Origin of the sequence: Inhella crocodyli, from assembly GCF_004004565.1 — a bacterium.
Taxonomy (GTDB): Bacteria; Pseudomonadota; Gammaproteobacteria; order Burkholderiales; family Burkholderiaceae_C; genus Inhella; species Inhella crocodyli.
Genome location: NZ_SACM01000006.1, coordinates 158,180 through 181,248, shown reverse-complemented (window position 1 = coordinate 181,248; position 23,069 = coordinate 158,180). Strand labels below are relative to the sequence as shown.

General features: G+C 65.8%; 15 protein-coding genes and 1 tRNA gene. 10 read left to right on the top strand and 6 right to left on the bottom strand.

Features of this window, described 5'->3' with window-relative positions; all coding sequences use genetic code 11:
• Positions 1-4: 4 nt before the first annotated feature.
• Genes EOD73_RS17225 through EOD73_RS17215 form a run of 3 tightly spaced genes read right to left on the bottom strand, consistent with a single transcriptional unit; the run spans position 5 to position 3,070 of the window.
• Positions 5-1,282, bottom strand: a complete 1,278-nt coding sequence (locus EOD73_RS17225; protein WP_127684283.1) for a sensor domain-containing diguanylate cyclase — start codon at positions 1,280-1,282, stop codon at positions 5-7.
• Positions 1,283-1,292: 10 nt separating this feature from the next.
• Entirely contained in the window at positions 1,293-1,934 is a 642-nt protein-coding gene (locus tag EOD73_RS17220) for a response regulator (RefSeq protein ID WP_127684282.1), read from the bottom strand.
• The gene (locus EOD73_RS17215; protein ID WP_127684281.1) at positions 1,931-3,070 is read right to left on the bottom strand and encodes an ATP-binding response regulator; all 1,140 of its coding nucleotides are present in this window, start codon (positions 3,068-3,070) and stop codon (positions 1,931-1,933) included. Before EOD73_RS17215 ends, EOD73_RS17220 begins: the two co-directional genes overlap by 4 nt.
• Positions 3,071-3,239: 169 nt before the next feature.
• Between EOD73_RS17215 and EOD73_RS17210 the strand changes: the two genes are divergently transcribed.
• From EOD73_RS17210 to EOD73_RS17190, 5 genes are all read left to right on the top strand, one after another.
• Positions 3,240-3,731: a hypothetical protein gene (locus tag EOD73_RS17210; RefSeq protein ID WP_240660770.1), complete on the top strand. Its 492-nt coding sequence runs from the start codon at positions 3,240-3,242 to the stop codon at positions 3,729-3,731.
• 45 nt (positions 3,732-3,776) lie between these two features.
• Positions 3,777-4,139, top strand: a complete 363-nt coding sequence (locus EOD73_RS17205; protein ID WP_127684280.1) for a response regulator — start codon at positions 3,777-3,779, stop codon at positions 4,137-4,139.
• Positions 4,140-4,158: 19 nt separating this feature from the next.
• A complete protein-coding gene (locus EOD73_RS17200; protein WP_127684279.1) occupies positions 4,159-6,300 on the top strand; it encodes a chemotaxis protein CheA in 2,142 nt (713 codons plus the stop codon).
• Positions 6,301-6,333: 33 nt separating this feature from the next.
• Positions 6,334-6,834: a chemotaxis protein CheW gene (locus EOD73_RS17195; protein WP_127684278.1), complete on the top strand. Its 501-nt coding sequence runs from the start codon at positions 6,334-6,336 to the stop codon at positions 6,832-6,834.
• 107 nt (positions 6,835-6,941) lie between these two features.
• Positions 6,942-8,936 (top strand): methyl-accepting chemotaxis protein, encoded by a 1,995-nt coding sequence (locus EOD73_RS17190; protein ID WP_127684277.1) that lies wholly within the window; start codon positions 6,942-6,944, stop codon positions 8,934-8,936.
• Between the two features lie 25 nt (positions 8,937-8,961).
• Here the strand turns inward: EOD73_RS17190 and EOD73_RS17185 are convergent, their stop codons facing one another.
• Positions 8,962-11,466 carry an ABC transporter permease gene (locus EOD73_RS17185; RefSeq protein ID WP_127684276.1) on the bottom strand — a complete coding sequence of 835 codons (2,505 nt, stop codon included), beginning with the start codon at positions 11,464-11,466 and terminating at the stop codon, positions 8,962-8,964.
• A 266-nt stretch (positions 11,467-11,732) separates the two neighbouring features.
• On the opposite strand from EOD73_RS17185, the gene EOD73_RS17180 reads away from it, so the two are divergent.
• The 5 genes from EOD73_RS17180 to EOD73_RS18020 all read left to right on the top strand — a co-directional run bounded on the left by EOD73_RS17180 (position 11,733) and on the right by EOD73_RS18020 (position 18,082).
• Positions 11,733-14,597 (top strand): ExeM/NucH family extracellular endonuclease, encoded by a 2,865-nt coding sequence (locus tag EOD73_RS17180; RefSeq protein ID WP_127684275.1) that lies wholly within the window; start codon positions 11,733-11,735, stop codon positions 14,595-14,597.
• Positions 14,598-14,623: 26 nt separating this feature from the next.
• A complete protein-coding gene (locus tag EOD73_RS17175) occupies positions 14,624-15,136 on the top strand; it encodes a PEP-CTERM sorting domain-containing protein (protein WP_127684274.1) in 513 nt (170 codons plus the stop codon).
• 37 nt (positions 15,137-15,173) lie between these two features.
• Positions 15,174-15,247 (top strand) — tRNA-Gly (locus EOD73_RS17170).
• Positions 15,248-15,330: 83 nt separating this feature from the next.
• Complete coding sequence (locus tag EOD73_RS17165) at positions 15,331-17,355, top strand: site-specific integrase (protein WP_127684273.1); 2,025 nt, start codon at positions 15,331-15,333, stop codon at positions 17,353-17,355.
• 361 nt (positions 17,356-17,716) lie between these two features.
• A complete protein-coding gene (locus tag EOD73_RS18020; protein WP_127684272.1) occupies positions 17,717-18,082 on the top strand; it encodes an HNH endonuclease in 366 nt (121 codons plus the stop codon).
• 6 nt (positions 18,083-18,088) lie between these two features.
• Here the strand turns inward: EOD73_RS18020 and EOD73_RS17155 are convergent, their stop codons facing one another.
• Complete coding sequence (locus EOD73_RS17155) at positions 18,089-19,432, bottom strand: PDDEXK-like family protein (protein WP_164846121.1); 1,344 nt, start codon at positions 19,430-19,432, stop codon at positions 18,089-18,091.
• Between the two features lie 355 nt (positions 19,433-19,787).
• The gene (locus EOD73_RS17150) at positions 19,788-23,069 is read right to left on the bottom strand and encodes a DEAD/DEAH box helicase (protein WP_127684270.1); all 3,282 of its coding nucleotides are present in this window, start codon (positions 23,067-23,069) and stop codon (positions 19,788-19,790) included.

Here is a 23,069-nt window from a genome sequence, read left to right as displayed (position 1 = left end):
GGTTTCAGGCAGGCGGGGCCAAGTCGGCCACGCGGCGGTAGGTGTTTTTGCCGGCACGCTTGGCAGCGTACATGGCGGCGTCGGCCGCGCGCAACAAATCGCTGGCCGTTCCTGCGTCATCTGGCGCAAAAGCCAGACCCACGGTGGCCCCCACCGGCACCGACTGGCCCTGCAGATTCAAGGGCTCGCGAACCGCTGCCACGAGGCGACCGGCGAGGTGGGCAACGGCCCCCGGGTCGCTGACCGGGGCCACCAAGAGCGCGAACTCGTCCCCGCCCAATCGGAACAGGCTGTCGGTGTTGCGCAACTCGCGAGACATGCGGCGCCCCACCTCCACCAAGACCGCGTCGCCCGCCGCATGGCCCAGGTTGTCGTTGACCCATTTGAAGTTGTCCAGGTCGATGAACAACAGCGCCAGGCCCCCGCGGCCCAACTGCGCAAAGCGCTCGGCCAATTCGGTTTCGAAAGCCAGCCGGTTGAGCAGGCCCGTCAAAGGATCGCGGTGGGCCAACTGGTGCAGCGCCTGGCCGGCCCGCTGCTCCTGCCGCAGTTGTTGCTTCAACTCGCGGTCGGCGGCCTCGATGCGCGCCAACATGCCGTTCAAGCGCGTGGCCAGGCGGCCGACCTCGTCCTGCCGCCCCACCTGGGCGCGCAACCCGTAGTCCTGGCCGTCGGCCACCTGCTCGGCCAAACGGCTCAGGTCCACGAGCGGTGTCAAGGCCTGTCGCTGCACCCACGCCAAGGCCAAGCCGGCGGCCGCACATGCCGCCAGGGCCACGCCCAACGCCCACAGGGCCAGACGGGCCAAGCTGGCATTCAGGCTCGAGAACGACTCGCGCCACACCAACCAACCCAGCAACTCGCCCTGCAGTCGGATGGGGCGCACCAAGGTCATGCCCTCGTGGTCCAAGTGCGTGCCCTCGCCCCCACGCGTCCAGGCCGTCATGCCGCGCCCTGCAGCGCGCCAGTCGGCGAAACCGGTGTTTGCCGCCGTCCACACCTGCAACTCCAACAAGTCGCCCCGTTGGCGCAGGCCACGCAAGACGCGGTCGGCGGCCACGGGGTCCTTGAACGCCAAGGTCGGCGCCAGGTTCTCGATCAACAGGCTGGCCCCTTGTTCCGCACTGCGGACCTGCTCGCCCTGGAGGTGGCGGTAGGTGACCCAAGCCAACAAGGCGGCACTCAGCAAGAGGGCCAGGGCCATGACCCCCAAGCTCGTCCAGGTCAAACGCCGAACCAGCGACGGACGGCGGCGATCTGGGGTCAGCGCGGTGGACGGCATGGGCCCGGCGTCAATCGGCCACCAGTCCGTGGCGGATGGCGTACACGGTCAGCTCCGCGTTGTTGCGCAGCTTGAGCTTCTCGAGCACCCGCGCGCGGTACACGCTGACGGTCTTGGGGCTCAGCATCAACTCGTTGGCGATGTCCGACAGGCGCTTGCCCGACGCGATCATGGTCAGGGTCTGCAGTTCCCGGTCGCTGAGCTTGTCGTGGGCCTGCTCGGGTTCGGGCGTGGTGAGGCTTTCGACCAGCATTTGCGCGATCTCGGGCGTCACGTACTTGCGACCTTGGGCCACGGTGCGCACCGCGCCCACCAACTCGCCAGGGTCGCCCCCTTTGTTGACGTACCCGAAGGCGCCCGCGCGCAAGCAGCGAATCGCGTACTGCTCCTCGGGGTACATCGACACCACCAGGGTCCGCAGGCTTTCGCCGGTGTCTTTGAGGGACTGCAGCACGTCCAAGCCACTGCGCCCGGGCAGATTGATGTCCAGCACCAGCACATCGGCTTGTCCGCCGTCCCGCAGCCACTCGCGCAGTCCCCCGTAGTCGCCCACCTCGCCCACGACCCGCAGGTCGCCCGCGTCATTCAAGGTATCGCGAATGCCGCGCCGAATCAGCGCGTGGTCGTCACACAACAGCACCCGGGTGCTCATCGGGCCTCCTCCAGCCAAGCCGCATCGGCATCTTCCATTGGCGCTGCGCCCTGCAAGGGCAGGGAGAGCAGCAATTGCGTGCCCGCGCCCGTGCGCGAACTGACATCGACCCAAGCGCCCACGGCCGCGGCCCGCTCTTGCAGGCCGCGCAGGCCCAGACCTCGCAAGCCCTGCAAGGTGCCCGGCGGCAGCCCGACCCCGTCGTCGCGCACCTCCACGGTCAGCACGCCGCCCGCCTGCGAGACCTCCACGTCCACCCGACCGGCCTGCGCATGCTTGGCCACGTTGTGCAGGGCCTCCTGCACGAAGCGGTAGGCCACCAGCGCCCGCTCCTCGTCAAGCGCGACAGCCTCCCCGGGCAAGGCCAGCCTCAAGACCAGCGCTTCATGCTGGCGCTCGAACTGCTGCACCAGCCACTGCAATGCCGCCGTCAGGCCCTCCTGCAAGATGGGCGGCCGCAGGTTCAGCATCAAGCGCCGGCTGGCCTCGATGGCCAGGTCCAGCGTGGACGAGGCGCGTTGGGCGCGCACGACCAGGCTTTCGTCATGCGCGTGGCGGGCCAACCAAGCCAGGTCGAACTTCAGGGCCGTCAGGGCGCTGCCCACGTCGTCATGCAACTCGCGGGCCATCGCGGCGCGCTCGGCCTCGACCCGCGATTGCAGGTGACGGGCCAAGGCCTGCAACTGTCGCTGGCTGTCGCGCAAAGCGGCATCGGCCGCGGCGCGCTGCCGTTGGGCCTCAGCGGCTTTGACCGCCTGCAGCAGCGCCGGTGCCAAGCGTGTCAGGTGGGTCTTAAGCAAATAGTCCGAGGCCCCCTCGCGCATCGCAGCCACGGCGGTCTCCTCGCCGATCTCGCCCGACACCAGCAAGAACGGAATGGGCTGCCCGCCCTCTCGCAGGTAGCGCAGCATGTCCACGCCGGAGGCCGTGGGCAGGTGGTAGTCGCAAATGATGGCGTCCCAGTCCTGCTCCAGGGCCTCGACGAAGGCCTCGAGGGTCTCCACCCGCAACCAAGTCACTTGCAAGCCAGCTTGCTCGAGCAGGGCCTGCATCATGAGGTGATCGACCTCCGAATCCTCCACGTGCAGGACGCGCAAGGCGACCGGTGCGGGTGCAAGGGCAAGGGGCGAGTTCATGCGCGGCAGTATGCCCACCGGCGACCGGTGCACCGTGCGCCATAGGCCACACGCCGAAGGGATTACCCTAGCGATTGACGGGGCCCATGCCCCTGGGCTTCGAGTAGGCTAATGCTGCCTTTCGACGGTGCGCCACGGGGCGCGGCACCGGAAAGGCCACGGAGGCTCCATGCAGGATCCATCACCGTCCGACCCGCCGATCGCCGATGCGAGCGAAGGGAGCGCTGCGCCCGAGGGGCCGGTGCTCAACTTCCTGCTGTCGGCCGAGTTGCAGGACCACTTGATGACGGTCGCCAACGACCTCGAGCGCCTTTTGCGTCTTTTGGAAGACGCGGGTGAGGCTTTGTCCACACACTTCTTCTCCGCGTCAGGCCACGTGCAGGGCTTGGCTGAGAAGATCAACGACGGCGCCAGCCTGCCTCCGGGCTCGCTGGCCCCCGTGCTGCAGGACATTGCCGGTGCGGTGACCGCCATGCAGTTCCAAGACATGTCCACGCAATTGATCAATCACACGATGCAACGCATTCGCAACTGCGCCGACCGACTCGCCAGCGATGCCTTTGGCGACGACGGCGACGGTGCTGCCGTCGTCGAGGCCCCGTTGCGCCCGAACCCCGTGACCCAAGACGAAGTCGACGCTGGCTCCGTCGAGCTGTTCTGACCCCGCCCTGATCCCGCCTGCCCAGGCCGAAACGGAGAAATAGCAATGCCTTCCATCCTTGCGGTTGACGATTCCGCCTCGATGCGCCAGATGGTCACCTTCACCCTGAAGAACGCCGGCTTCAACGTGGTTGAGGCGGTGGACGGCCAAGATGCGTGGGAAAAGGCCAGCCAGCGCGACTTCGACCTCGTGCTGACGGACCAAAACATGCCCCGCATGGACGGTATCAGCCTGACCAAGAAGCTGCGCGAGAGCCCGAAGTTCAAGGCGACGCCCATCCTGATCTTGACCACCGAGTCGAGCGATGCGATGAAGCAAGCCGGTCGCGCCGCCGGCGCCACCGGCTGGTTGGTCAAACCCTTCGACCCGGCGAAGCTGATCGAAGTCATCGGCAAGGTCATCAAGTAAGCCAACCAGGGAGCAGGCCATGGGCGAAATGACCAACGAAGGCAGCAACCTCGGGGCGGGCATCGACCTCAGCCAGTTCTACCAAGTCTTCTTCGAGGAGGCGGGCGAGAACCTCGACAACATGGAGCAGTTGCTGCTCAATGTGAACGTCGACGCCGCCGACGACGAAGAGCTGAACGCGATTTTCCGCTGCGCGCACTCGATCAAGGGTGGCGCCGCCACCTTCGGCTTCAACGACGTGGCCGAGTTGACGCACATCATGGAGACGCTGCTGGACAAGCTGCGCCGCCATGAGTTGCAGATCACCACGCAGATGGTCGACATCCTGCTGCAAGCGGGTGATGCCCTGCGCGGCCTCCTGGCGCGGCACGCGGGCACGAGCACCGACGTGCTCGACAGCTCCGGCTTGGTGGCCAGCATCAAGACCCTGGTGGACGGCGGCACCCTGGAAGGCGCCGCCCCGGCGCCGGCACCCGCCGCTCCGGCACCTGCGCCGCGGGTGCAAGAAGACGACGAGCCCCCGGCCGACGGGAAGCGCCACCTGGAGCTTCAGGTGGGCCCCCTGGACAACCCCCAGCAAGCCGACAACTTGCTCGAACTGTTCAAAGAGATCACCGACCTGGGCCAGATTGAAATGCTGGACGGGGGCCAATCGGCCGACGGCATGCGCCGCTTCAAGGTGGTCACGACCTCCAGCGACAACGACCTGCTCGACCTGTTCACCTTCCACGTGGCCCGGGAGCAGGTCAAGATCATCCCGCTGACCAAGGGTTATGGCTTTTACGCCGGCGCCCCTGGGGCACCGCAAAGCGCAGCCCCGGCGCCCGCCCCTGCCGCCGACGCCGGCTACGGCTTCTTCGACGACGCCCCTGGCGCCCCCACGGGCACTGCCACCGCGGCACCCGTGCCCGCACCAGCGCCCGCGCCAGTCACCGCCGTCGTGGCCGCCCCGAAGCCGGCCCCCAAGGCCGAGGGACGACCCGCCGCGGCCGCGGCCGATCAGTCCACCCTGCGCGTGTCGATTGAAAAGGTCGACCAGCTGATCAACCTGGTGGGCGAGTTGGTCATCACCCAGGCCATGCTGGCGCAAAACAGCCGCGACGTGGACCCCGGCCTGTACCAACAGCTGACCGCTGGCTTGGCCGACTTGGAGCGCAACACCCGCGACCTGCAAGAAGCTGTGATGTCGATCCGCATGATTCCCATGTCGGTCGTCTTCAACCGCTTCCCGCGCATGCTGCGCGACCTGGCGGCCAAGCTGGGCAAAAAGGTCGACCTGGTCACCCAGGGCGAAGCCACCGAACTCGACAAGAGTTTGGTGGAGAAGATCACCGACCCCCTGACCCACTTGGTGCGCAACAGTTGCGACCACGGCATCGAGATGCCGGCCGACCGGGCGGCCAAGGGCAAGCCCGAGATGGGCACCATCACCCTGGTGGCCAGCCACCAGGGCGGCAGCATCGTGATCGAGGTGCGCGACGATGGCCGCGGCCTGAACCGCCAAAAGCTCATCAGCAAGGCGCAAGAAAAAGGCATCGAGGCCCACGAGGGCATGAGCGACGCCGAGGTCTGGAACTTGATCTTCGCCCCGGGCTTCTCTACCGCCGACCAGGTGACCGACGTCTCCGGACGTGGCGTGGGCATGGACGTGGTGAAGAAAAACATCACCTCGCTGGGCGGCCACGTCGAGATCGATTCGGCCGAGGGCTACGGCATGAAGGTCTCGGTGCGCCTGCCGCTCACCCTGGCCATCATGGACGGCATGAGCGTGGGCGTGGGCGAAGAGGTCTACATCCTGCCGCTGTCCTCGGTGGTCGAGTCCTTCCAGGTCAAGCCCGACACCGTCAAGACCGTGGCCGGCTCGGGCCGCGTCGTGGAAGTGCGCGACGAGTTCATGCCGGTCATCGAACTGGAGAAGATCTTTGACGTGCCCCGCTTCGACTTCGAGCACGTCTCTAACATCATGGTCGTGGTCGAGGCCGAAGGCGGCCGCGTGGCCTTGCTGGTCGACGAACTGCTCGGCCAGCAACAGGTCGTGGTCAAAAACCTCGAAGCCAACTACCGCAAGGTCAACGACGTGTCCGGCGCCACCATCATGGGCGACGGCCGCGTGGCCTTGATCCTCGACATCGGCAGCTTGGTCCGCAAATCGCGGCACTGAGCCCCCAGCGCACCCCCACTCCAAAGGACCCCCATGGAACTCGTGCAAGCAGCCCCCACCGGTCGAGTGATGGCCATGGCGCACAGCGGTGAGTACCTGACTTTCCGCCTGGGCACCGAGGAATACGGCATCGACATCCTGAAGGTGCAGGAGATCCGCTCCTACGAAGCGCCGACCCGCATCGCCAACGCCCCCGAGTTCATCAAGGGCGTGGTCAACCTGCGGGGCGTCATCGTGCCCATCGTGGACTTGCGGGTGAAGCTCAACTGCCCGAGCAGCGAGATCAACAGCTTCACCGTGGTCATCGTGCTGAACGTGCGCGGCCGCGTCGTGGGGGCGGTGGTCGACTCCGTTTCCGACGTGCTCGAGCTGACCAAGGACCAGATCCGGCAAGCGCCCGAGATGGCCACCGCGGCCGTGGACACGACCTACATCACCGGCATCGCCACCGTCAGCGATCGCATGCTCATCTTGATGGACATCGAGGGCCTGATGAGCAGCGCCGACATGGGCCTGATCAGCGCCATCGCCTGACCGCCCCCCGGTCAGCGGCAACCCGCCGCCCCGCAAACGGCGGCCCTTGGGCCGCCGTTTTGTTTGGTGCCACCGCCAAGCTTTCTCAAGAAACGCAGGAGAACCGCATGAAGAGTCTCAAGCAACGCCTGTTCGCGCTGGGCACGGGCGTCGTGCTGCTCGCTTTGTTGGTGGCCACCGCGGCCAGCTACTTCGACGCGCGCGGTCACGTTCGCGCCCAGAGCCTGGCTTTGCTCGACGAGGTGGCGCAGGGGCAAGCCCAGGCCATTGGCGCGTGGGTGGAGGTGCAGCAGAACATCGTCGAATCCCTCAAGCCCGCGGTGGCGCTCGACGACCCCCGCCCTTTCCTGGCCCAGGCGGCGCAATCGGGCTCCATGGACCTGGCCTACATCGGTCACGAGGACAAGCGCATGCTGCAGCACAAGGACATGCCCCTGTCCGACGGCTACGACCCCACCAAGCGCCCCTGGTACCTGCAGGCCGCGGGCAGCGACAAGGTCGTGCTGACCGAGCCCTACATCGACGATTCGACAAAGAAGCCCGTGATCACCTTCGCCAAGGCCGTCAAGGACGGTGGCGGCACGAAGGCCGTGGTGGCCAGCGACGTCTACATGGACGGGGTGGTGGCCACGCTCAAGCGCATCAAGCCCACGCCCTCGGGCTTCGCGCTGCTGGTGTCGGCCGACGGCCGCGTGATGGCGCACCCCAACCCGGCGCTGCTGCTCAAGCCGGCCTCCGACTTGGCCGCCGTGCTCACACCGGCGGGCTTGAAGGCCCTGAGCGCGCCGGGGGGTGGATGGCTTGAAGGCCAATCGGGCACCCAGTCGCTGCTGCTGCGCGGCGCGCCGGTGGCCGGCACCGACTGGATGCTGGTCGTGGCCAGCGACGCGGGCGAGGCCTTGGCCCCGCTGAAGTCGCTGCTGCTCAAAGCCGTCGGGGTCACGGTGGTGATGGTGGCCTTGGCCGGCGCCCTGATGGGCGGCATGGTCAATCGCATGCTCGGCGGCCTGCAGCGCACCCGCGAGGCCATGGACGAAGTGGGGGCCGGTGGTGGCGACCTGACCCGGCGCTTGCCCGTGGAAGGCGAGGACGAAGTGGCCCAGATCGCCAAGGCCTTCAACACCTTCGCCGAGAAGCTCCAAGGGATCATGCGCGACGTCAACGCATCGACCGGCTCCATCGGAACGGCTTCCAGCGAGATCGCGATGGGCGCGCAGGACCTGTCGCAGCGCACCGAGCAAACCGCCTCCAACCTGCAGCAGGCCAGCTCGGCCATGGACAACCTGACCGCGGCCGTGCGGCAGACCGCCGACTCGGCCACCACCGCCAACCAACTGGCCGCATCGGCCGCCGAAGCCGCCGCCAAGGGCGGGGCCGTGGTGGGCCAGGTGGTCAGCACCATGCAGGACATCAACACCAGCTCGCGCCGCATCAGCGACATCATTGGCGTGATCGACGGCATTGCCTTTCAGACCAACATCCTGGCGCTGAACGCGGCCGTGGAAGCCGCCCGCGCCGGCGAGCAAGGGCGCGGATTCGCCGTGGTGGCGGGGGAGGTTCGCAGCCTCGCGCAGCGCAGCGCCGAGGCGGCGCGGGAGATCAAGGGCCTGATCGGCGCCAGCGTGGAGCGCGTGGAGGCCGGCTCCAGCCTCGTGCAAGAGGCCGGCGCCGCCATGGACGAGATCGTGGCCGGCGTGCGCCGTGTGACCGACATCATTGGCGAAATCTCGGCCGCCGCGCGCGAACAAAGCGAAGGCATCGGCAGCGTCAACGGCACCATGGCCCAGCTCGACCAGGCCACGCAGCAAAACGCCGCGCTCGTGGAGCAGTCGGCCGCCGCGGCCGAAAGCCTGAAGGACCAAGCCCAGCGCCTGGCCGACATCATTGCCGTGTTCAAAGTGGGCCAAGGCACCCTGCATCAGCCCCCGGCCCTGCGCAGTGCACCCGCCGCCAAAGGCCCGGCGCCCGCCCCACGCCCGGCCGCCGCCAAAGCAGCGCCCCCGGCCGCCCGGCCCGCCATGGCCGCTCGCAGCGCACCGGCCGCCGCCCCCGTGTCCGCGCCCCCCGCTTCCGGTGGCGACGGCGACTGGGAGACCTTCTAAGCGACGAAGGGCGTGCCGGCGCGGCTCACTCCGCGCTGGCCTGCCGCAGCGTTTGCACCACGGGGCGGCGCAGCACCCCGCGCAGGCTCCACCAACCGGCGCCCCAGGCCAACAAAGCCCCGCCGAGCACGCTGCCCAGCGGCACCCAGGGCTGGGGCTGCCAGGCGAAGTCGAAGACCTGCCGCGCCAGCAAGGCGCCCACGCCCAGGGACAAGGCCCCGGCCAGGAAGCCGGCCAGCGCCCCCACACCCAAGAGCTCCGCCCGTTGCATGCGGGCCAGCAACGCTTGCTGAGCGCCCATGGCCCGCATCAGCGCGGTTTCCCGCTGCCGGGCTTCGCGGCTCGCGCTCACGCTGCTCACCAGCACCACCACGCCAGCGGCCAGGGTGAAGCCGAACAACAGTTGCACCGCGTCGGCCACCTGGCCCAGCACCTTTTGCACTTGGGCGATCTGCGCCGACACGTCCACCAAGGTCAGGTTGGGGAAGGCCGCGCTCAAACGCCGGTCCAGGCCGCGGTCGGCCGGCGCGCGGTAGGTGGCGATCCAAGTGCTGGGCACGGCCAGCTCGGCCTGCTGAAAGATGACGAAGAAGTTGACCCGCATCGAGCTCCAGTCGACCTTGCGCAGGTGCGTCACCTCCGCCGTCATCACCTGGCCGGCCACGTCGAAGCCCAGGCGGTCGCCCAGCTTCAGGCCCAGCTCTTGGGCCAGGCCTTGCTCGACGCTCAGGCCCTCGCCCCGCCAAGCGCCGCCCACGGTTTGGTTGTGCCCCGGCATCTCGCCGGCATGGCTGAGGTTGAACTCGCGGTCGGTCAGGCGCTGGGCGCGCTCGGTGGCGAACTTCTTGCCGGCCACGGCCTCGTCGTTGATCGTCACCAAGCGGCCGCGGAACATCGGGTGCCAATCCAGGGGCTGCACCCCAGCGGCCGCCAATTGCGCCTTGAAGGGCTCGCCCTGGTCGGGCAGCAGGTTGATGACGAAGCGGTCCGGGCCCCGCTCGGGCGTGGCCGCGCGCCAGCTGTCCAGCAAGTCGGTGCGCACCATCACCAAAATGGCCAAGGCCAAGAGGCCCATGCCCAAGGCCGCCACCTGGGCCACGGCCGCCCCGGGCCGCGAGCCGAGTTGCTGCACCGACAGGCGCAACCACACCGGGGCGCCGCGCCCCACCCCGCGTCGCAGCACCTGCAAGGCCGCCCAAGCGATCAGGCTCAGCACCCCGGCGGCCACCGCGAAGCCGGCCAGGGTGATGCCGCCCAATTTGGCGTCCCCAGCCACCAGCATCAGCAGCCCGGCAAAGCCGGCCAGGCCCAGCAGGGCCACGCCCCAAGCGCCGCGCGAGGACTCGCCCAGGTCGCGCCGCAGCACGCGCAGCGGCGGCACCTGGGCCAAGCGCAGCACCGGTGGAAGGCCGAAGGCCACCAACAGGCACAGGCCCAAGCCCAGGCCCAGGCCCACCGGCAACCAGCCCGGCGGTGGCAAGTCGCCCGCCACCAGGCCCTGCAGCAACTGCAGCAGCAAGGCCTGAACCGCCAAACCGCCCAGCAGGCCCAGCAGGGTGGCCCCCAGACCGACCAGCAAGAACTCGAGGGCATAGGCCGCCGCCACGCGCGCCCGGGTCAGGCCCAGCACGCGCAGCAGCGCGCACTCGTCCAGGTGGCGCTGTGCAAAGTCGCGCGCCGCCAAGGCCACGGCCACCGCACTCAGCAAGGCCGCCAGCAGGGCCACCAGGCTCAGAAACCGTTGCCCGCGCTCCAGCGTCTGGCTCAACTCGGGCCGGCCCCCCTCCAGGGTCTCGACGCGTGCCCCCCGCAGCCGCCCGGCCTCGATGTCGGCCTTCCACTCGGCCGCCAAGGCGCGCAGGGCAGGCCCCTGACCGCTGCCGGCAGCCACGGCCACGCGGTAGGTGGCGCGGCTGGCCGGCTGGATGAGTTGGGTGGTGGCCAGATCGGCCTGGGCCAGCATCACCCGCGGCGCAAAGGCCAAGAAGCCGGCCCCGCGGTCGGGCTCGTTGTCGATGACCGCGGCGATCCGCAAGCGCGCTTCGCCCAGCCACAGCGGGTCACCCACCTGCAGGCCCAGGGCGTCCAGCACCGGGGCATCGACCCAGACCGTGCCCGGCGCCGGCGCCGCGGCGAGCTGGCCATCGGCCAGGCGCACCTGGCCCCGCAGTGGGTAGGCCCCATCGACCGCTTTCAGGGCGGCCAGTCGGTTGGCGCCCCCTTGCGCGTCGTCGGCGCGCACCATGCTGGGGAAGTTCACGCTCCACGAGGCGCGCAGGCCCGACTGCTGCACCCGCTGCTGCAGGGCCGGCGCGGGCGCCTTGTCGGTCAGCAGCACGAGGTCCCCGCCGATCAGCGCCGCCGCGTCGCGCTGCAGCCCGCGCTCCAGGCGATCGCCCAGGAAGGCCACCGCGGTGACCGCGGCCACCGCCAGGGCCACGCCCACGATGAGCAGGCGCAGGTCGCCCGCGCGCGCGTCGCGCCACAGGCGCTGCCAAACCAAGGACACGAGGGAGGGGGCTGCGTTCATGGGGCGCATTCTGGCCAGTCTGCGTCCCGCCCACCCTGCAAGGGGATTGGCGGCGGCGGCGCCATTCGGGTTGTCCCGCGCCGCCAGTTCGCGACAAATGTCACGGAAAGGTCACCCGACTTGCGTACGCTGCGGCCCGCTGCGAGGCGGCGTCAGGAGCCCACCGGGAGGGGGACCGGCGCGCCCGCCCCGCATCGCACCCCCTCCTTCCCTGCTGCGCCGGCCCACCAGGCTGGCCTGGCCCCGTTTTTGCTGCCATTGCCCTCATGAACCCACGCCATCCCTCCAAGCCCGCGGCCGCGGGCCCCCGAACGGCCATTGCGGCCGCGCTGTCGCTGTTGATGATGGGCGCTGCCGCCCCGGTCGGTGCCGCCGTCGTGATCAGCCAGGTCTACGGCGCCGGGGGCAACACCGGCGCGCTGTTGAACGCCGACTTCGTCGAACTGCGCAACACCGGCAATGCCGCCGTCAGCCTCAACGGCCTGTCGCTGCAGTACGCCTCGTCCACGGGCACGACCTGGAACAGCCGCGTCAACCTCAACGGCACGATCCCGGCAGGGGGCTTCTTCCTGGTGCAACTGGCCGGCGGCGCCAACGGCGCGGCGCTGCCCACGGCCGACCAGGTGTCGACCTCGATCAACATGAGCGCCTCGTCCGGCAAGTTGGCCCTCGTGGCCGGCACCACGGCCTTGAGCGGCAGCTGCCCCCTGCCCTCGGCCGAGGTGCTCGACTTCGTCGGCTTCGGCAGCGCCAACTGCAGCGAAGGCAGCCCCACGCCGGCCCTGTCCACCGTGCTGGCCGCCTTCCGGGCCAACGCCGGCTGCACCGACACCCAGGCCAACGCGACCGACTTCAGCACCGGCACGCCCGCGCCTCGCAACAGCAGCACCGTGGTGCCCAGCTGCGACGGCAACGCGCCGCCCCCGCCGCCCCCTCCCCCGCCCCCGCCGCCGCCCGAGGTGCCGACCCTCACGACCATCCCGGCCGTGCAGGGCGATGGCGCCAAGAGCCTGCGCGTGGGTGAGTTGGTCAGCGTCGCTGGCGTGGTGACCCGGGTCAACAACAACGGCTTCTTCTTCCAAGACGCCGTCGGCGACGGCAACCCCGCCACCTCGGACGCCCTGTTCGTCTTCACCGGCACGACGGCCTACCCGGCCGTGGCCGTGGGCAACGTGGTCCGCGTGGTCGGCCGCGTGGCCGAATTCAACGTCGGCAGCGCCGCCAATGCCGAAACCCTGGCACGCACCGTCACCCAGCTCAGCGCCTTGACGAGCGTGACCCAAGAAGGCGTGGGCAGCATCGTGCCCACGCCCGTCACCTTGCCCCTGGCCAGCGGCGACTTGGAGCGCTTTGAGGGCATGCTGGTCAGCATCCCCGGGCCCTTCACCATCAGCCAAAACGCCTTCCAGTCGCGCTTCGGCCAGCTGACCTTGTCGGTGGGCGGTCGCCTGGAGACGCCCACCAACCGCTACCGCCCCAACAGCGCCCAGGCCCTGGCCCTGGCGGCCGACAACGCCCGCCGACGCTTGATCCTGGACGACGGCAGCAGCGCCTCCAACCCCAGCGTCACGCCCTACCTCAACGCCGACGCCTTGCCCCGCACGGGCGACGTCGTCATGGGCAGCCTGACCGGGGTCATCGACTACGGCCTGGCCACCGACAGCAGCGCTGGCGCGGGCGGCTACAAGCTGCATCCGACCCTGCCGCCGCAGTTCGGCGTCAGCAACCCGCGCACCGCCACCCCCAGCGACGTGGGCGGCAACGTGAAGGTGGCCAGCTTCAACGTGCTGAACTACTTCACCGACTTCACCAACGGACAGGACGCCAACGGCGCCGCCTCGCCCGGTTGCCGTGAAGGCAGCAGCGTGCGGCCGGCGAACTGCCGCGGCGCCGACAACCTGGCCGAGTTCCAACGCCAGCGCGCCAAGATCGTCGAAGCGCTGGCCGCCATCAACGCCGATGCCGTCGGTCTGATGGAGATCCAGAACAACGGCAACGGGGCCGCCGACAACCTCGTGGCCGCGCTCAACGCCCGCGTGGGGGCTGGCACCTACGCCGTGGCGCCCCTTCCGGCGCAGGGCACGGGCAGCGACGCGATCCGCACCGCCGTCATCTACAAGCCATCGCGCATGGTGGCCGACGCGTCGATCAGCGACCCCAACGCCATCAACGACCGCCCCACCCTGGCGCAGCCCTTCACCCTGCCCAACGGCGAGCGCTTCGTGCTGGTGGTCAACCACCTCAAGAGCAAAGGCGGCTGCCCGGGGGCGGCCAGCGTGGGCAACACCGACAGCGGCGACGGCCAGGGCTGCTGGAATGCCAAGCGCGTGCAGCAGGCGGAGCGCCTGCGTGCCTTCTTGGCCGAAGTGCAGACCGCCACCGGCGTGGCCGACGCGCTGCTGGTGGGCGACTTCAACGCCTACGCCAAAGAAGACCCGATCGACCTGCTCACCCGCAATGGCTTGGTGGATGAGGTCGAGCGCGTGCACCCCGGCGGCTACTCCTACGTGTTCGACGGCGCCTCGGGCCGTTTGGACCACCTGCTCAGCACCGCGAGCCTGTCGCCCAAAGTGGCGGGGAGCACGCACTGGCACATCAATGCCGACGAGATCCCCACCGCCGACTACAACCTGGAAAGCAAGGCGCCCCTGCTGTGCAGCGGCAACCCCTGCCCGGCCGACCCCTACCGGATCTCGCCCTACCGCTCCTCGGACCACGACCCTGTCATCGCTGGCCTGAACGTCTACAAGACCTTGGTGGCCAGCAGCGCCAGCACCAGCTTGGTGGGCACGCCGGGCGACGACATCTTGATCAGCGGCGCAGGCCGCCGCACGCTCACGGGCGGTGCGGGCAAGGACCAGTTCGTGTTCACCGCCAGCTTCACCGGCGGCGCCACGATCGCCGACTTCCAGCCCGGCGCCGACCTGATCTCGCTGCGCGCCGTGCTGCAAGCCCTGGGCGTGACCAGCAGCAACCCCATCGGCCAGGGTTACCTGAGCTGCAAGGCCTCGGGCACCGACGCCCTCATCAGCGTCGACCCCGACGCGGCGGGCGCTGCCCTGCCACGCGCGCTGCTGCTCATCAAGAACCAGCCCTGCGCCGTGCTGCACCCCAGCAACTTCGTGCTGTGAACCGACTCCCTTTTGAAAGCAAGACCATGTCCCGGATCAAAACCCTCCTCGCCGCCCTGACCTTGGCCGGCGCCAGCCTGTCGGCCCACGCCGACGCCGTCTTCCGCTTCACCGGCAACGTCGACTCCGGCTCGCGGGCCGGCGAGGCCCTCGCGGGCGAGTTCGCCCTGGCCGACGTGGCCGCCGACTTCGACGGCGCGCGGGAACTGCTCAGCTTCCGCTTGGACGCCTTCGGCCAGACCTACACCTTGGCCGACGCCGACGCGCCCGCCCTGGCTTGGTTTGCGGCCGGCCAGTTGCTGGGCATCGACTTCCAGGACCTCGACGGCGCGGACGCCACCCTGCGGCCCTTCGTCGCGCTGATGGCGGGCTTCTTCGACGCCAGCGAGGCCCTGTTCGCCTACGACAGCACGGGCGGCGGCACCGAAGGCTTCGCCGGCTTGGCCTTCGAGCCGGTGCAAGCCGTGCCGGAACCCGGCAGCGCCGCCCTGCTGCTGGCCGGCCTGCTGGCCACCGGCGCCCTGCGCCGCCGTCGCTGAAGCGGCCCCGGGGCAGGATGCATAATCCGCCCCCGCTGCGGGTGTAGTTCAATGGTAGAACGGCAGCTTCCCAAGCTTCATACGAGGGTTCGATTCCCTTCACCCGCTCCACATCTCCGTAAGTGCGCTAGCCGTAACGGCTTTTTCTGCACTTAGACCCTCTGCTACAGCGCCCTCATACAAAGGGTTAGCAGATGGATGGACTTCAGCGTCGCCCCAGTGGTATCTACGTCGCCAGGTTGGCGGTGCCGGAACATTTGCGAAAGCAAGTAGGGCAGCGTGAGCTGATCCGAAGCACCGGCACGAAGGAACTAGCGCTCGCCAAAATTGTCGCCGGCCAGTTGCTCTCCAGCTGGCGGCAGCAGCTTTTTGATCTGGAGCGAATGGCTTCCTCCCCTGAGTTTGATATCGACCGAGCCCTAGTAGGCTCGCCCCTGCTTAGCGCTAAGGGCCACCTCGATCTTGAGACCGCGGCCAGAGTGTCTGGGCTTGGGGTTCAAGCGCTGCTACTTGCCGCAGCCGAGGGTCGGCTACAGCTGTTCGTCAGGGCCGTCGGGCTTTCGGGGTACGTGCTCAAAAGGTCGAATCTCGACCGAGACGTGATTGACGACCGAGGTGCCTACAGCCTGATTGTTCCCCCACCACACAAGATGCCGAGCGAAGCAGCGTTCGTTCGCATGAGCGCAGTTTTGTCTGTGCCGGATGGCGCAGAGCTAGCCTCAGCATTGCTGGCAGGGCGACCAGCTTGCATCGTTCTGCTCGACGACGCAGACGACCCGTCGAACGTGTTTGCACCAGACCAGCCCATTGATGTCGGCCCGCGAGATCTTTGGGCGGCGGCAACTGACGTCGATCATGAGCGAGGTCGCATCGCAACGCGGATCACGCCGGCGCAGCGTGAGCACACCCGAAGGGTTTCAGAGTCGGCTCAGACTCCTGAGTTGTTCAAGCGCCCTCTGAAGACGAGCATCCCTCTCTTCCTGTCTGACCACGCCCGGCCCAGAGCCGATGACCAAAGTCGGCGTGTTGAAGCCGCCTGCATCCTCTTTCTCGAACTAGTTGGATCAGATCTGTGCGGTCGCGACCTAACTCGCGACATGGTCAGGCGATATCGCGACGAATTGCTGCCCCAGGTGCCAGCAAATGAGAACAAGATCCGCTTGCGCATGGGAACCCACTCGGTCACTGAATCGATCGCTGCCGTGCAGGGCACGAACTGGCCCAGGCTCTCAGCTGCTGAGCAAGCAAAGCGTATGAAATGGCTTGGTGGCTGGCTGAGCTGGTTAGCACGCGAGGATTGGACGTCGTCCGATCACGCTCATGGCCTCGTCGGCGGTGGCGCGGCTGGACGAGCCGCAACCGCAAGCAGAAAGGCTGCGAAGAACGAGGACAAGCGCAGCCCCTTTGATGATGAAGACCTCACCAAGATCTTCTCGGCGGATTGGTTCCTTGCCGGCAAGGGGCAACTGACGGCCAAAGGCACTTACAGAGAGTGGATGCCTTACTACACATGGCTTCCACTTCTCGGGCTGTTCACCGGCGCTCGAATCAATGAGCTTGCACAGCTGAGCCTCAAGGACATCAAGCAGATGCCTGGGGGCACTTGGGTCATCGACATTACGGAAGCTGATGACCCTGAAGATGGCGTCGCTGACCAAAAGGAGCCAAGTGGTGATGGCGAGCTTACGGGCCCTGGCATCAGCGCTCGGGAAGATGCAGCGCTGAAGCGCATCAAGAACTCCCAGTCACGGCGCAAGATCCCAGTCCACAGCCAGTTGGTCCGGCTCGGCCTCCTTGAGTGGCGAGCATCCCTGCTGCAAGCTGGCCACGACCGCTTGTTTCCAGAGCTGCGCTGGGACCCAGTGAAGGGCTACGGCAAGGACGCTACGAAGTGGTTCACGCGGTTCTTGAAGTCAAAAGGCCTTGCCCGAAACGGCAGGAAGGTCTTCCACAGCTTTAGGCACACAGTGAGCAACCGTTTGGTTTGGAGCTTGGGGGAGACTCGCGCCGTGAACCAAATCATGGGGCACTCTCGCGGCAAGACGATGTCCTCGAAGCAATACACCGCTGACGAAGCTCGATTTGAACCCGGAAGCCCAATCGTTGAAGCCATTGAGACCTTGCAGTTCAGTCCAATCTCGCGAGTCGCAGTGTTCGATTGCGATGCCGGTCTGAATGCCGTCAAGGACGCATTGCGGCGTAAACATCGACGCGACTGAGTGGGTCAACCCGGGGCAGGTTGCGCCGGGTTAAGCCGGGTTATGCCGGAGCAGGCTATGCCGTGCTATGCCGTGCTATGCCGTGCTATGCCGTGCTATGCCGTGCTATGCCGTGCTATGCCGTGCTATGCCGTGCTACGGCGTGCTACGACGGGCTACGACGGGCGCCCTGATTTCGATGTTTGTGTGATTTGGGCATCACACCCTTGATGCCTACTCCGCTACGTGCCAAAGTTCAGTGGCGCTCAGCTGGGAAGCTGAGACCGCCGTCGGTTTCGCCGCGGCACAGTCGATGAGCTTCGCTCCGACGCCCGATGTCTAGCGTTAAGCAGCGCGGGGATCTCCGTCAAAGGATTTCCTCATGCCAAATCGCACTCAAAAGCATCGTCAAGCCGCCTTTCACCGTCAGCACTACCGCTGCTGCTATTGCCTACTCCCCATGTGGGAAAAGTCGCCTCTAGAACTTGGCAGTCTTGAACTGCCTCAGGCCGTTGTCAGGCAACTGCAATGCACAGCGGAGCACCTCGTAGCTCGGAAGGATGGGGGCAAGGACATCCGAGCCAACATCGCCGCGGCATGCCTTCGATGCAACTCAGGCCGTCACAAGCGAACACGTCAGCTAAGCCCGGAGCAGTTCAAAAAACACGTGCAGCGCCGCATCAACCAAGGCAGGTGGCACAACTTTGACGCGACCAAGCTCGCTGGCATAACCAGTGAAGCCCACTAAGTGGAGTCAGCTGCGAAAGCCCGCTTCCGTGCGCTCAAGTAGACCTTTGAGGCAACGAACGGCGGCGTCTACTCCCTCCACCATCTCATCCATGAGTACGAGGACTCGGCCTCGCCCCTCGGAATTAGCGGCCGCTGGGAAAGCTTTGGCAACAAGTGCGCAGATCTCAGCTTTTCTGATGTCGGGAACCCGGCTTGGATGCCACTCGTATCGAACACGGAACTTGGCGCCAACTGTTGCGTCAACATTGAGGTGTCGTACCCGCACGAAGAGAGGCCAGAAGTCGTCGGCCAGCGGAATGTCGAACTCAAGCGGCAAGCAATAGGCCGACTTGACACGGCCCAGCTCGTACTCACCTTTCCTCTCAAGGGCGGGAAACTGCTCGGCCAGCTTGGCATGCAGCAAGTGCAAGGGCGGCAGCTCGATGAGTCGGTTCAAAGCCTCCTCATGCTGCAGATAGAGGCGAAGCAGCTGTCCATCTGTGTTCTCTGGCGAGAGCAAGCCGGGCGTCCAGACCTCAGGCCGATTCAACTCACGAGCGACGCGCTTAATCTCGTTCACGACCCCTGGGTAGCGAACCGCCAGGTCTTGTGCCTTGCGCGAAATCTGACTCTCTTCTTCCGACTCAAATCCCGTTTGAGCCCGGCAATACGAGAGCAGCAAAGCTGCAGCCTGGTTCCCCCTCCTGACAGCGACCTCAGCACGCTGAGCGCCAGCCCTCAGCCAGCTGTAATCCAGCTTCGCCCAGCGACCGTCTAGGTCGTCGCCATTGCTATCGCCTTCATCCTCCTCAGATGTGTCCCAGTTGCGATCCATGGCCACGAATGCAACGTGGAAGTCTTTAAATGCAGCTCGGCTTAAAAGACTCTTCTGCACAGCCTCCAAATAGCCCTCTAGCTGCCCGGGCCGAAACCTCGCACCGGCCTTGTTCTCGATAACAACGAGTATGCGGTTGTCGGGGTCGACGACCAAAAGATCCAGGCGACCGCCAACGCCATCGCCTGACTTAGGCAGGCTGTATTCGCGAAGACAAATGGCTCCAGCAAAGCTGCTGGTGACGATCCGCGCCGGCTTCCATGCACGCACAAAGTCACGGGTCAGACCTCGACCGTAGAGCTTGTCACCAGGCTCAACTTGAGTTGACTGCTTGAAGACCGCGAGCAAGAAGTCCTTCAGTAGTCCGTCTCCTTGACCGTGTCCTTCTCGGGCGTTCAGGCACCACGCCAACAGGTCCGAATGCTGGTTCTCGCGCGGCGTCAGGAGGGTGAGGATGTCATTGCTGCTCTTTACTTGCTCCAGCAGGTCCACCAGGGTCGGGTCTGAGAAGAAGTCGAGAAGCTGTTTGTCCATAGGTGGCCTCATGCGAAACGGCGCAACTTATGCCGCATGGATAGATCCTGGAATGTTCAAAATTGGCAAGCCCAGCACGACGAAGTACTCAAGGCGCCAGGCGCGGGGGGGAGCCTGGGACTCGAACCGCCACTCAACCAAGCACTCCTGCTTCCAGCCAACTGTGGCGGCAAAGATGGCGGAGATAGGAGCATCGGCTTAGCCGCTCATCGGAAGACCAGCATGCATAGATGCAGGAATCCAAATCTGTTTAAGAGGCATGCAAAACAGTGCTTCTGAGTACGGGCCCTGAAGGCAGTCGCTCTGGAGCAGCCAAAGGAGGGATGGCTGTCATGAGCCGTACTGCTGAAGCGAATCACATGAGTTCGGCGAAGTCACCAACCCTCAAGTCGCTGCAGCCGTTGAGCATGTCCGCCGCAAGGGCGCGCTTTCGGCCAAGCAGTTCATCAAGTGTTTGATCAAAGCTCTTGATGCCATCGGCGACGACTCCTGGGTAGTAAACCGACACCGTTCTAGTCTGTCCAATTCGGTACGCCCGAGCGGTCGCTTGATCCTCTTTCGCCGGGTTCCACGTTCGAGTGAAGTGAACGACATGGTTTGCGGCTTGGATATTGACGCCGAATCCAACAGCAAGAGGGGACAGGATGATGACGTTGAAGCCCTGCTTCCGCTGAAACTGATCTATCAGCTGCTGACGCCCTTCGGACGCCCTGGGATCAGCAGTCGTGTCACCGTTAACGATGCTCGGTGCGAATCCAAAGAACGCCGCGATGACCCTCTGAAGCACGAGTTGCAACTCGCGGAATTCGCAAAAGACTATGACCTTGTGGTCATCAGCTGGCCGGGCAGCCAGCCCCTTCAGCAGGTCGACCAACCAGCCCAACTTGGGTGACTCATTCACCAGGCGTTGTACGGAAATCGCTCGAACGTCGCTCTCGGCATGTCCGTGCGGGTCAGAGCAGATCTTGCGGATTGCCATAAGTGCCTGAAGCTGCGCCGTGGGATTGGTGGCTCGTTGCTCTTGAAGCACGCGCATGGCCCCGTCATACAAACGCCGCTGGTAGACCGACATTGGCAAAGCTTTGCAGGCAGCCTCCTCAACGGGAGTTGGTAGGTCCTTCGCAACGTCAATCTTTTTTCGATGCTTGATCTGCGGCTCTATCAAGGCGCGCAGCTCTGCCACCTTCGCCCGCTGTTCAGGCGTCTTCGCTTCGATTGGTTGGCGGTAAGTGCGCGAAAAGTGATTCAGCGCTCCCAGCATCCCGGCCTGGATGAAGTCGAACAAGCACCAGAGATCCGCCAGGGTGTTCTCGACCGGTGTGCCTGTACAAGCAATGCGGAATCGGACCTGCTGCTTCTTGGCCGAACGCGTAACCATCGCGCCTGGTGTCTTGATCTTCTGGGCCTCGTCGCAAACCATCACTGACCAAGGCTGAGCTGCCAATGCGAACTCCAGGTCGCGCATCGTTTCGTAGGTGGTCAGAACCAGCTTTGCATCACCCACCCAGTTCTTTTTCAACAAGCGGGTCACGCCTTGGTGTCGTAGCTCCGCATCCACATCATGCTTGCCAGCTCTAAGTGCTTTGAGCGAGTCGCCGTACAGCATCAGCAGGGGCAAGGTGCCGGGCAAAAAGAATCGCTCAAGCTCCTGCCTCCAGTTCTCTAGCAGAGCTACCGGCGCCACTACAAGGGCAGGCGCAAGCGTCGGATTCTTCTCAAAGCACGCAGCTATGAAAGTCAAGAGCTGCAAGGTCTTGCCCAAGCCCATGTCGTCGGCCAACAGCGCTCCACGGCAACGGTCTGGCGATGCCTCCCACAAGTGCTGCAGCCACGCCACGCCCTCCAGTTGGTGCGGTTTGAGCTGGATCTCCGGTCGAAGGGTGCTTGGCAACCACGGCTCTTGCTCGGACAGACAACGCAAAGAGTCGGCGCGTTCCTCGTTGTAATCAACTTCGTCGAGGTTGCGCTTGACCACCAGTCGCTTCTTCGGACGACTGACACCTCCCGCCTCGGTCGGCTCGAACTCTTGCTTTCGAACTTCAATGACCGCCTTCGCCAAGGCGGCTACAGCACGCTTTGCGTCCTGTAAGGGCACGGGCCTTTGCAGCCCGGGTAGGCGCACGGTGTCTTGGCCCTGACGTTCAGCCTGACCCACTGCCTCTTCCAGAGACGGAACCTCGTCAAAGCGATAGGGCACCAATGCAGGCTCGTCACCGCCCGCAGGCTTTAGCTTGAGTCCTACAGTGACGTTGCCCTCGAACCAGTTGTTTCCCGAGTCTGTTCGAGCAATGACCGGTGTGACGTAGGGCGTCTCTTCGCCAAATCCCTCGATGCGTTCGGCGTAGCGGGAGATGTCAAGCACCTCATCGGCCGTCCACAAAGTTGGCTGTAGCCACTCTCGCAGCCATGCGCTCATCAGACCCAAATGCTCGATGGACTCGCCCACTACCTCCAACTCATGTTGCTTCCAGCGGAAGCACTGCGCGCCATAGGTCAAGGCCTCGTCTAGCTTTGAGACAAAGGTATCGAGATGCCTCGGCTCTTCTAGCCACACGGGTTCAGACTGAACACCCAACGGTGCCAAGGTCTCGACGATCAAGGCCACTCGCACAACCTCACCCTGTGCGCCACGCTCAACGCGCGGCGTGAATCGGGTGAAGTGAATGCCGGCGTTTTCTAGCGCCTCCTCGAACTGCTCGGCATCGATCACACTCTTGGCCGCATCACCAAGCACCGCAAAGGGATTTCGAACGAATGCCTGTGCTCGGTGGCCCGCCACTCGCCGCCCCGGCATCGCCTTAACCTCAGCCAGGACCGACTTAACCTCTGGCGTGAGCACCACACGAACTAGCGACGCGCCATCAGGTACGTCGTAGCTGTCTTGAAGTGGCATGCGATCAAACACCGACAGCCATTCAGTAGGCGCATCCTCAAAACCCGGGGTGACCTCCACCAATTTGCCGTCAGCATCGCCGCGCCCATCTAAGCTCAGCTGCAACTTCTCGGGCGTCAGCACGACGGTGCGTTCGACATAGTCGGAGACAGGACAGCCCGTCGCCTTTGCCAATCGACGCAAGCGACCAAAGACCTGCTCCTTGAACGCCAAACTTCTCGCTGCGGGCGGGCAGGCGTGGAACGAAGCAATCTCGCTCAGCAATTCGTCAACTTCAGCGGGTACCAAGCTTCGCTCGTTGCCTACGGTCAGCACGCGACCGAGCAAGCGAGGCGCAGGTTGAAGAGGACGTCCTTGGTCGTCGACCCAGCTATCGAGTAGCACTGAGAAGTCCGAATCCATCAACGCGCCGCGGCTCAAAAGCCGTGGACGAGCTGTTGTCTGCGGCGGTATCGAAAGGGCCTCTTGATAACTGGCAAGTTCGGGGTGGGCCAACAGTTGGTACACGTCCCCCCAGCCAAGCAGAAAGTCTCCTTGGCGCCGAGTGCCAAACCCTTCGACGAAGACCTGTCCGAGCCGCGCGCCCAAATCGGCCGCGTGTTCGAACTGGAAAGGACTGCTCAGCCACGCAGCTGCGTCGCCGTTGGGGGCGGGATAAACGAGCCCCTCTTCCGTCACTACGGGTGACGCGCTGCGTGCATGCGTTGTGGCGGAACTGCCTCGACCAAAAAGTCTGTCAAACAT

What these genes read in the sequence shown, in the direction of transcription:
- EOD73_RS17225 (WP_127684283.1), bottom strand. Translation starts at nt 1,282, where the DNA reads ATGCCGTCCACCGCGCTGACCCCAGATCGCCGCCGTCCGTCGCTGGTT.
- EOD73_RS17220 (WP_127684282.1), bottom strand. Translation starts at nt 1,934, where the DNA reads ATGAGCACCCGGGTGCTGTTGTGTGACGACCACGCGCTGATTCGGCGC.
- EOD73_RS17215 (WP_127684281.1), bottom strand. Translation starts at nt 3,070, where the DNA reads ATGAACTCGCCCCTTGCCCTTGCACCCGCACCGGTCGCCTTGCGCGTC.
- EOD73_RS17210 (WP_240660770.1), top strand. Translation starts at nt 3,240, where the DNA reads ATGCAGGATCCATCACCGTCCGACCCGCCGATCGCCGATGCGAGCGAA.
- EOD73_RS17205 (WP_127684280.1), top strand. Translation starts at nt 3,777, where the DNA reads ATGCCTTCCATCCTTGCGGTTGACGATTCCGCCTCGATGCGCCAGATG.
- EOD73_RS17200 (WP_127684279.1), top strand. Translation starts at nt 4,159, where the DNA reads ATGGGCGAAATGACCAACGAAGGCAGCAACCTCGGGGCGGGCATCGAC.
- EOD73_RS17195 (WP_127684278.1), top strand. Translation starts at nt 6,334, where the DNA reads ATGGAACTCGTGCAAGCAGCCCCCACCGGTCGAGTGATGGCCATGGCG.
- EOD73_RS17190 (WP_127684277.1), top strand. Translation starts at nt 6,942, where the DNA reads ATGAAGAGTCTCAAGCAACGCCTGTTCGCGCTGGGCACGGGCGTCGTG.
- EOD73_RS17185 (WP_127684276.1), bottom strand. Translation starts at nt 11,466, where the DNA reads ATGAACGCAGCCCCCTCCCTCGTGTCCTTGGTTTGGCAGCGCCTGTGG.
- EOD73_RS17180 (WP_127684275.1), top strand. Translation starts at nt 11,733, where the DNA reads ATGAACCCACGCCATCCCTCCAAGCCCGCGGCCGCGGGCCCCCGAACG.
- EOD73_RS17175 (WP_127684274.1), top strand. Translation starts at nt 14,624, where the DNA reads ATGTCCCGGATCAAAACCCTCCTCGCCGCCCTGACCTTGGCCGGCGCC.
- EOD73_RS17165 (WP_127684273.1), top strand. Translation starts at nt 15,331, where the DNA reads ATGGATGGACTTCAGCGTCGCCCCAGTGGTATCTACGTCGCCAGGTTG.
- EOD73_RS18020 (WP_127684272.1), top strand. Translation starts at nt 17,717, where the DNA reads ATGCCAAATCGCACTCAAAAGCATCGTCAAGCCGCCTTTCACCGTCAG.
- EOD73_RS17155 (WP_164846121.1), bottom strand. Translation starts at nt 19,432, where the DNA reads ATGGACAAACAGCTTCTCGACTTCTTCTCAGACCCGACCCTGGTGGAC.
- EOD73_RS17150 (WP_127684270.1), bottom strand. Translation starts at nt 23,069, where the DNA reads ATGTTTGACAGACTTTTTGGTCGAGGCAGTTCCGCCACAACGCATGCA.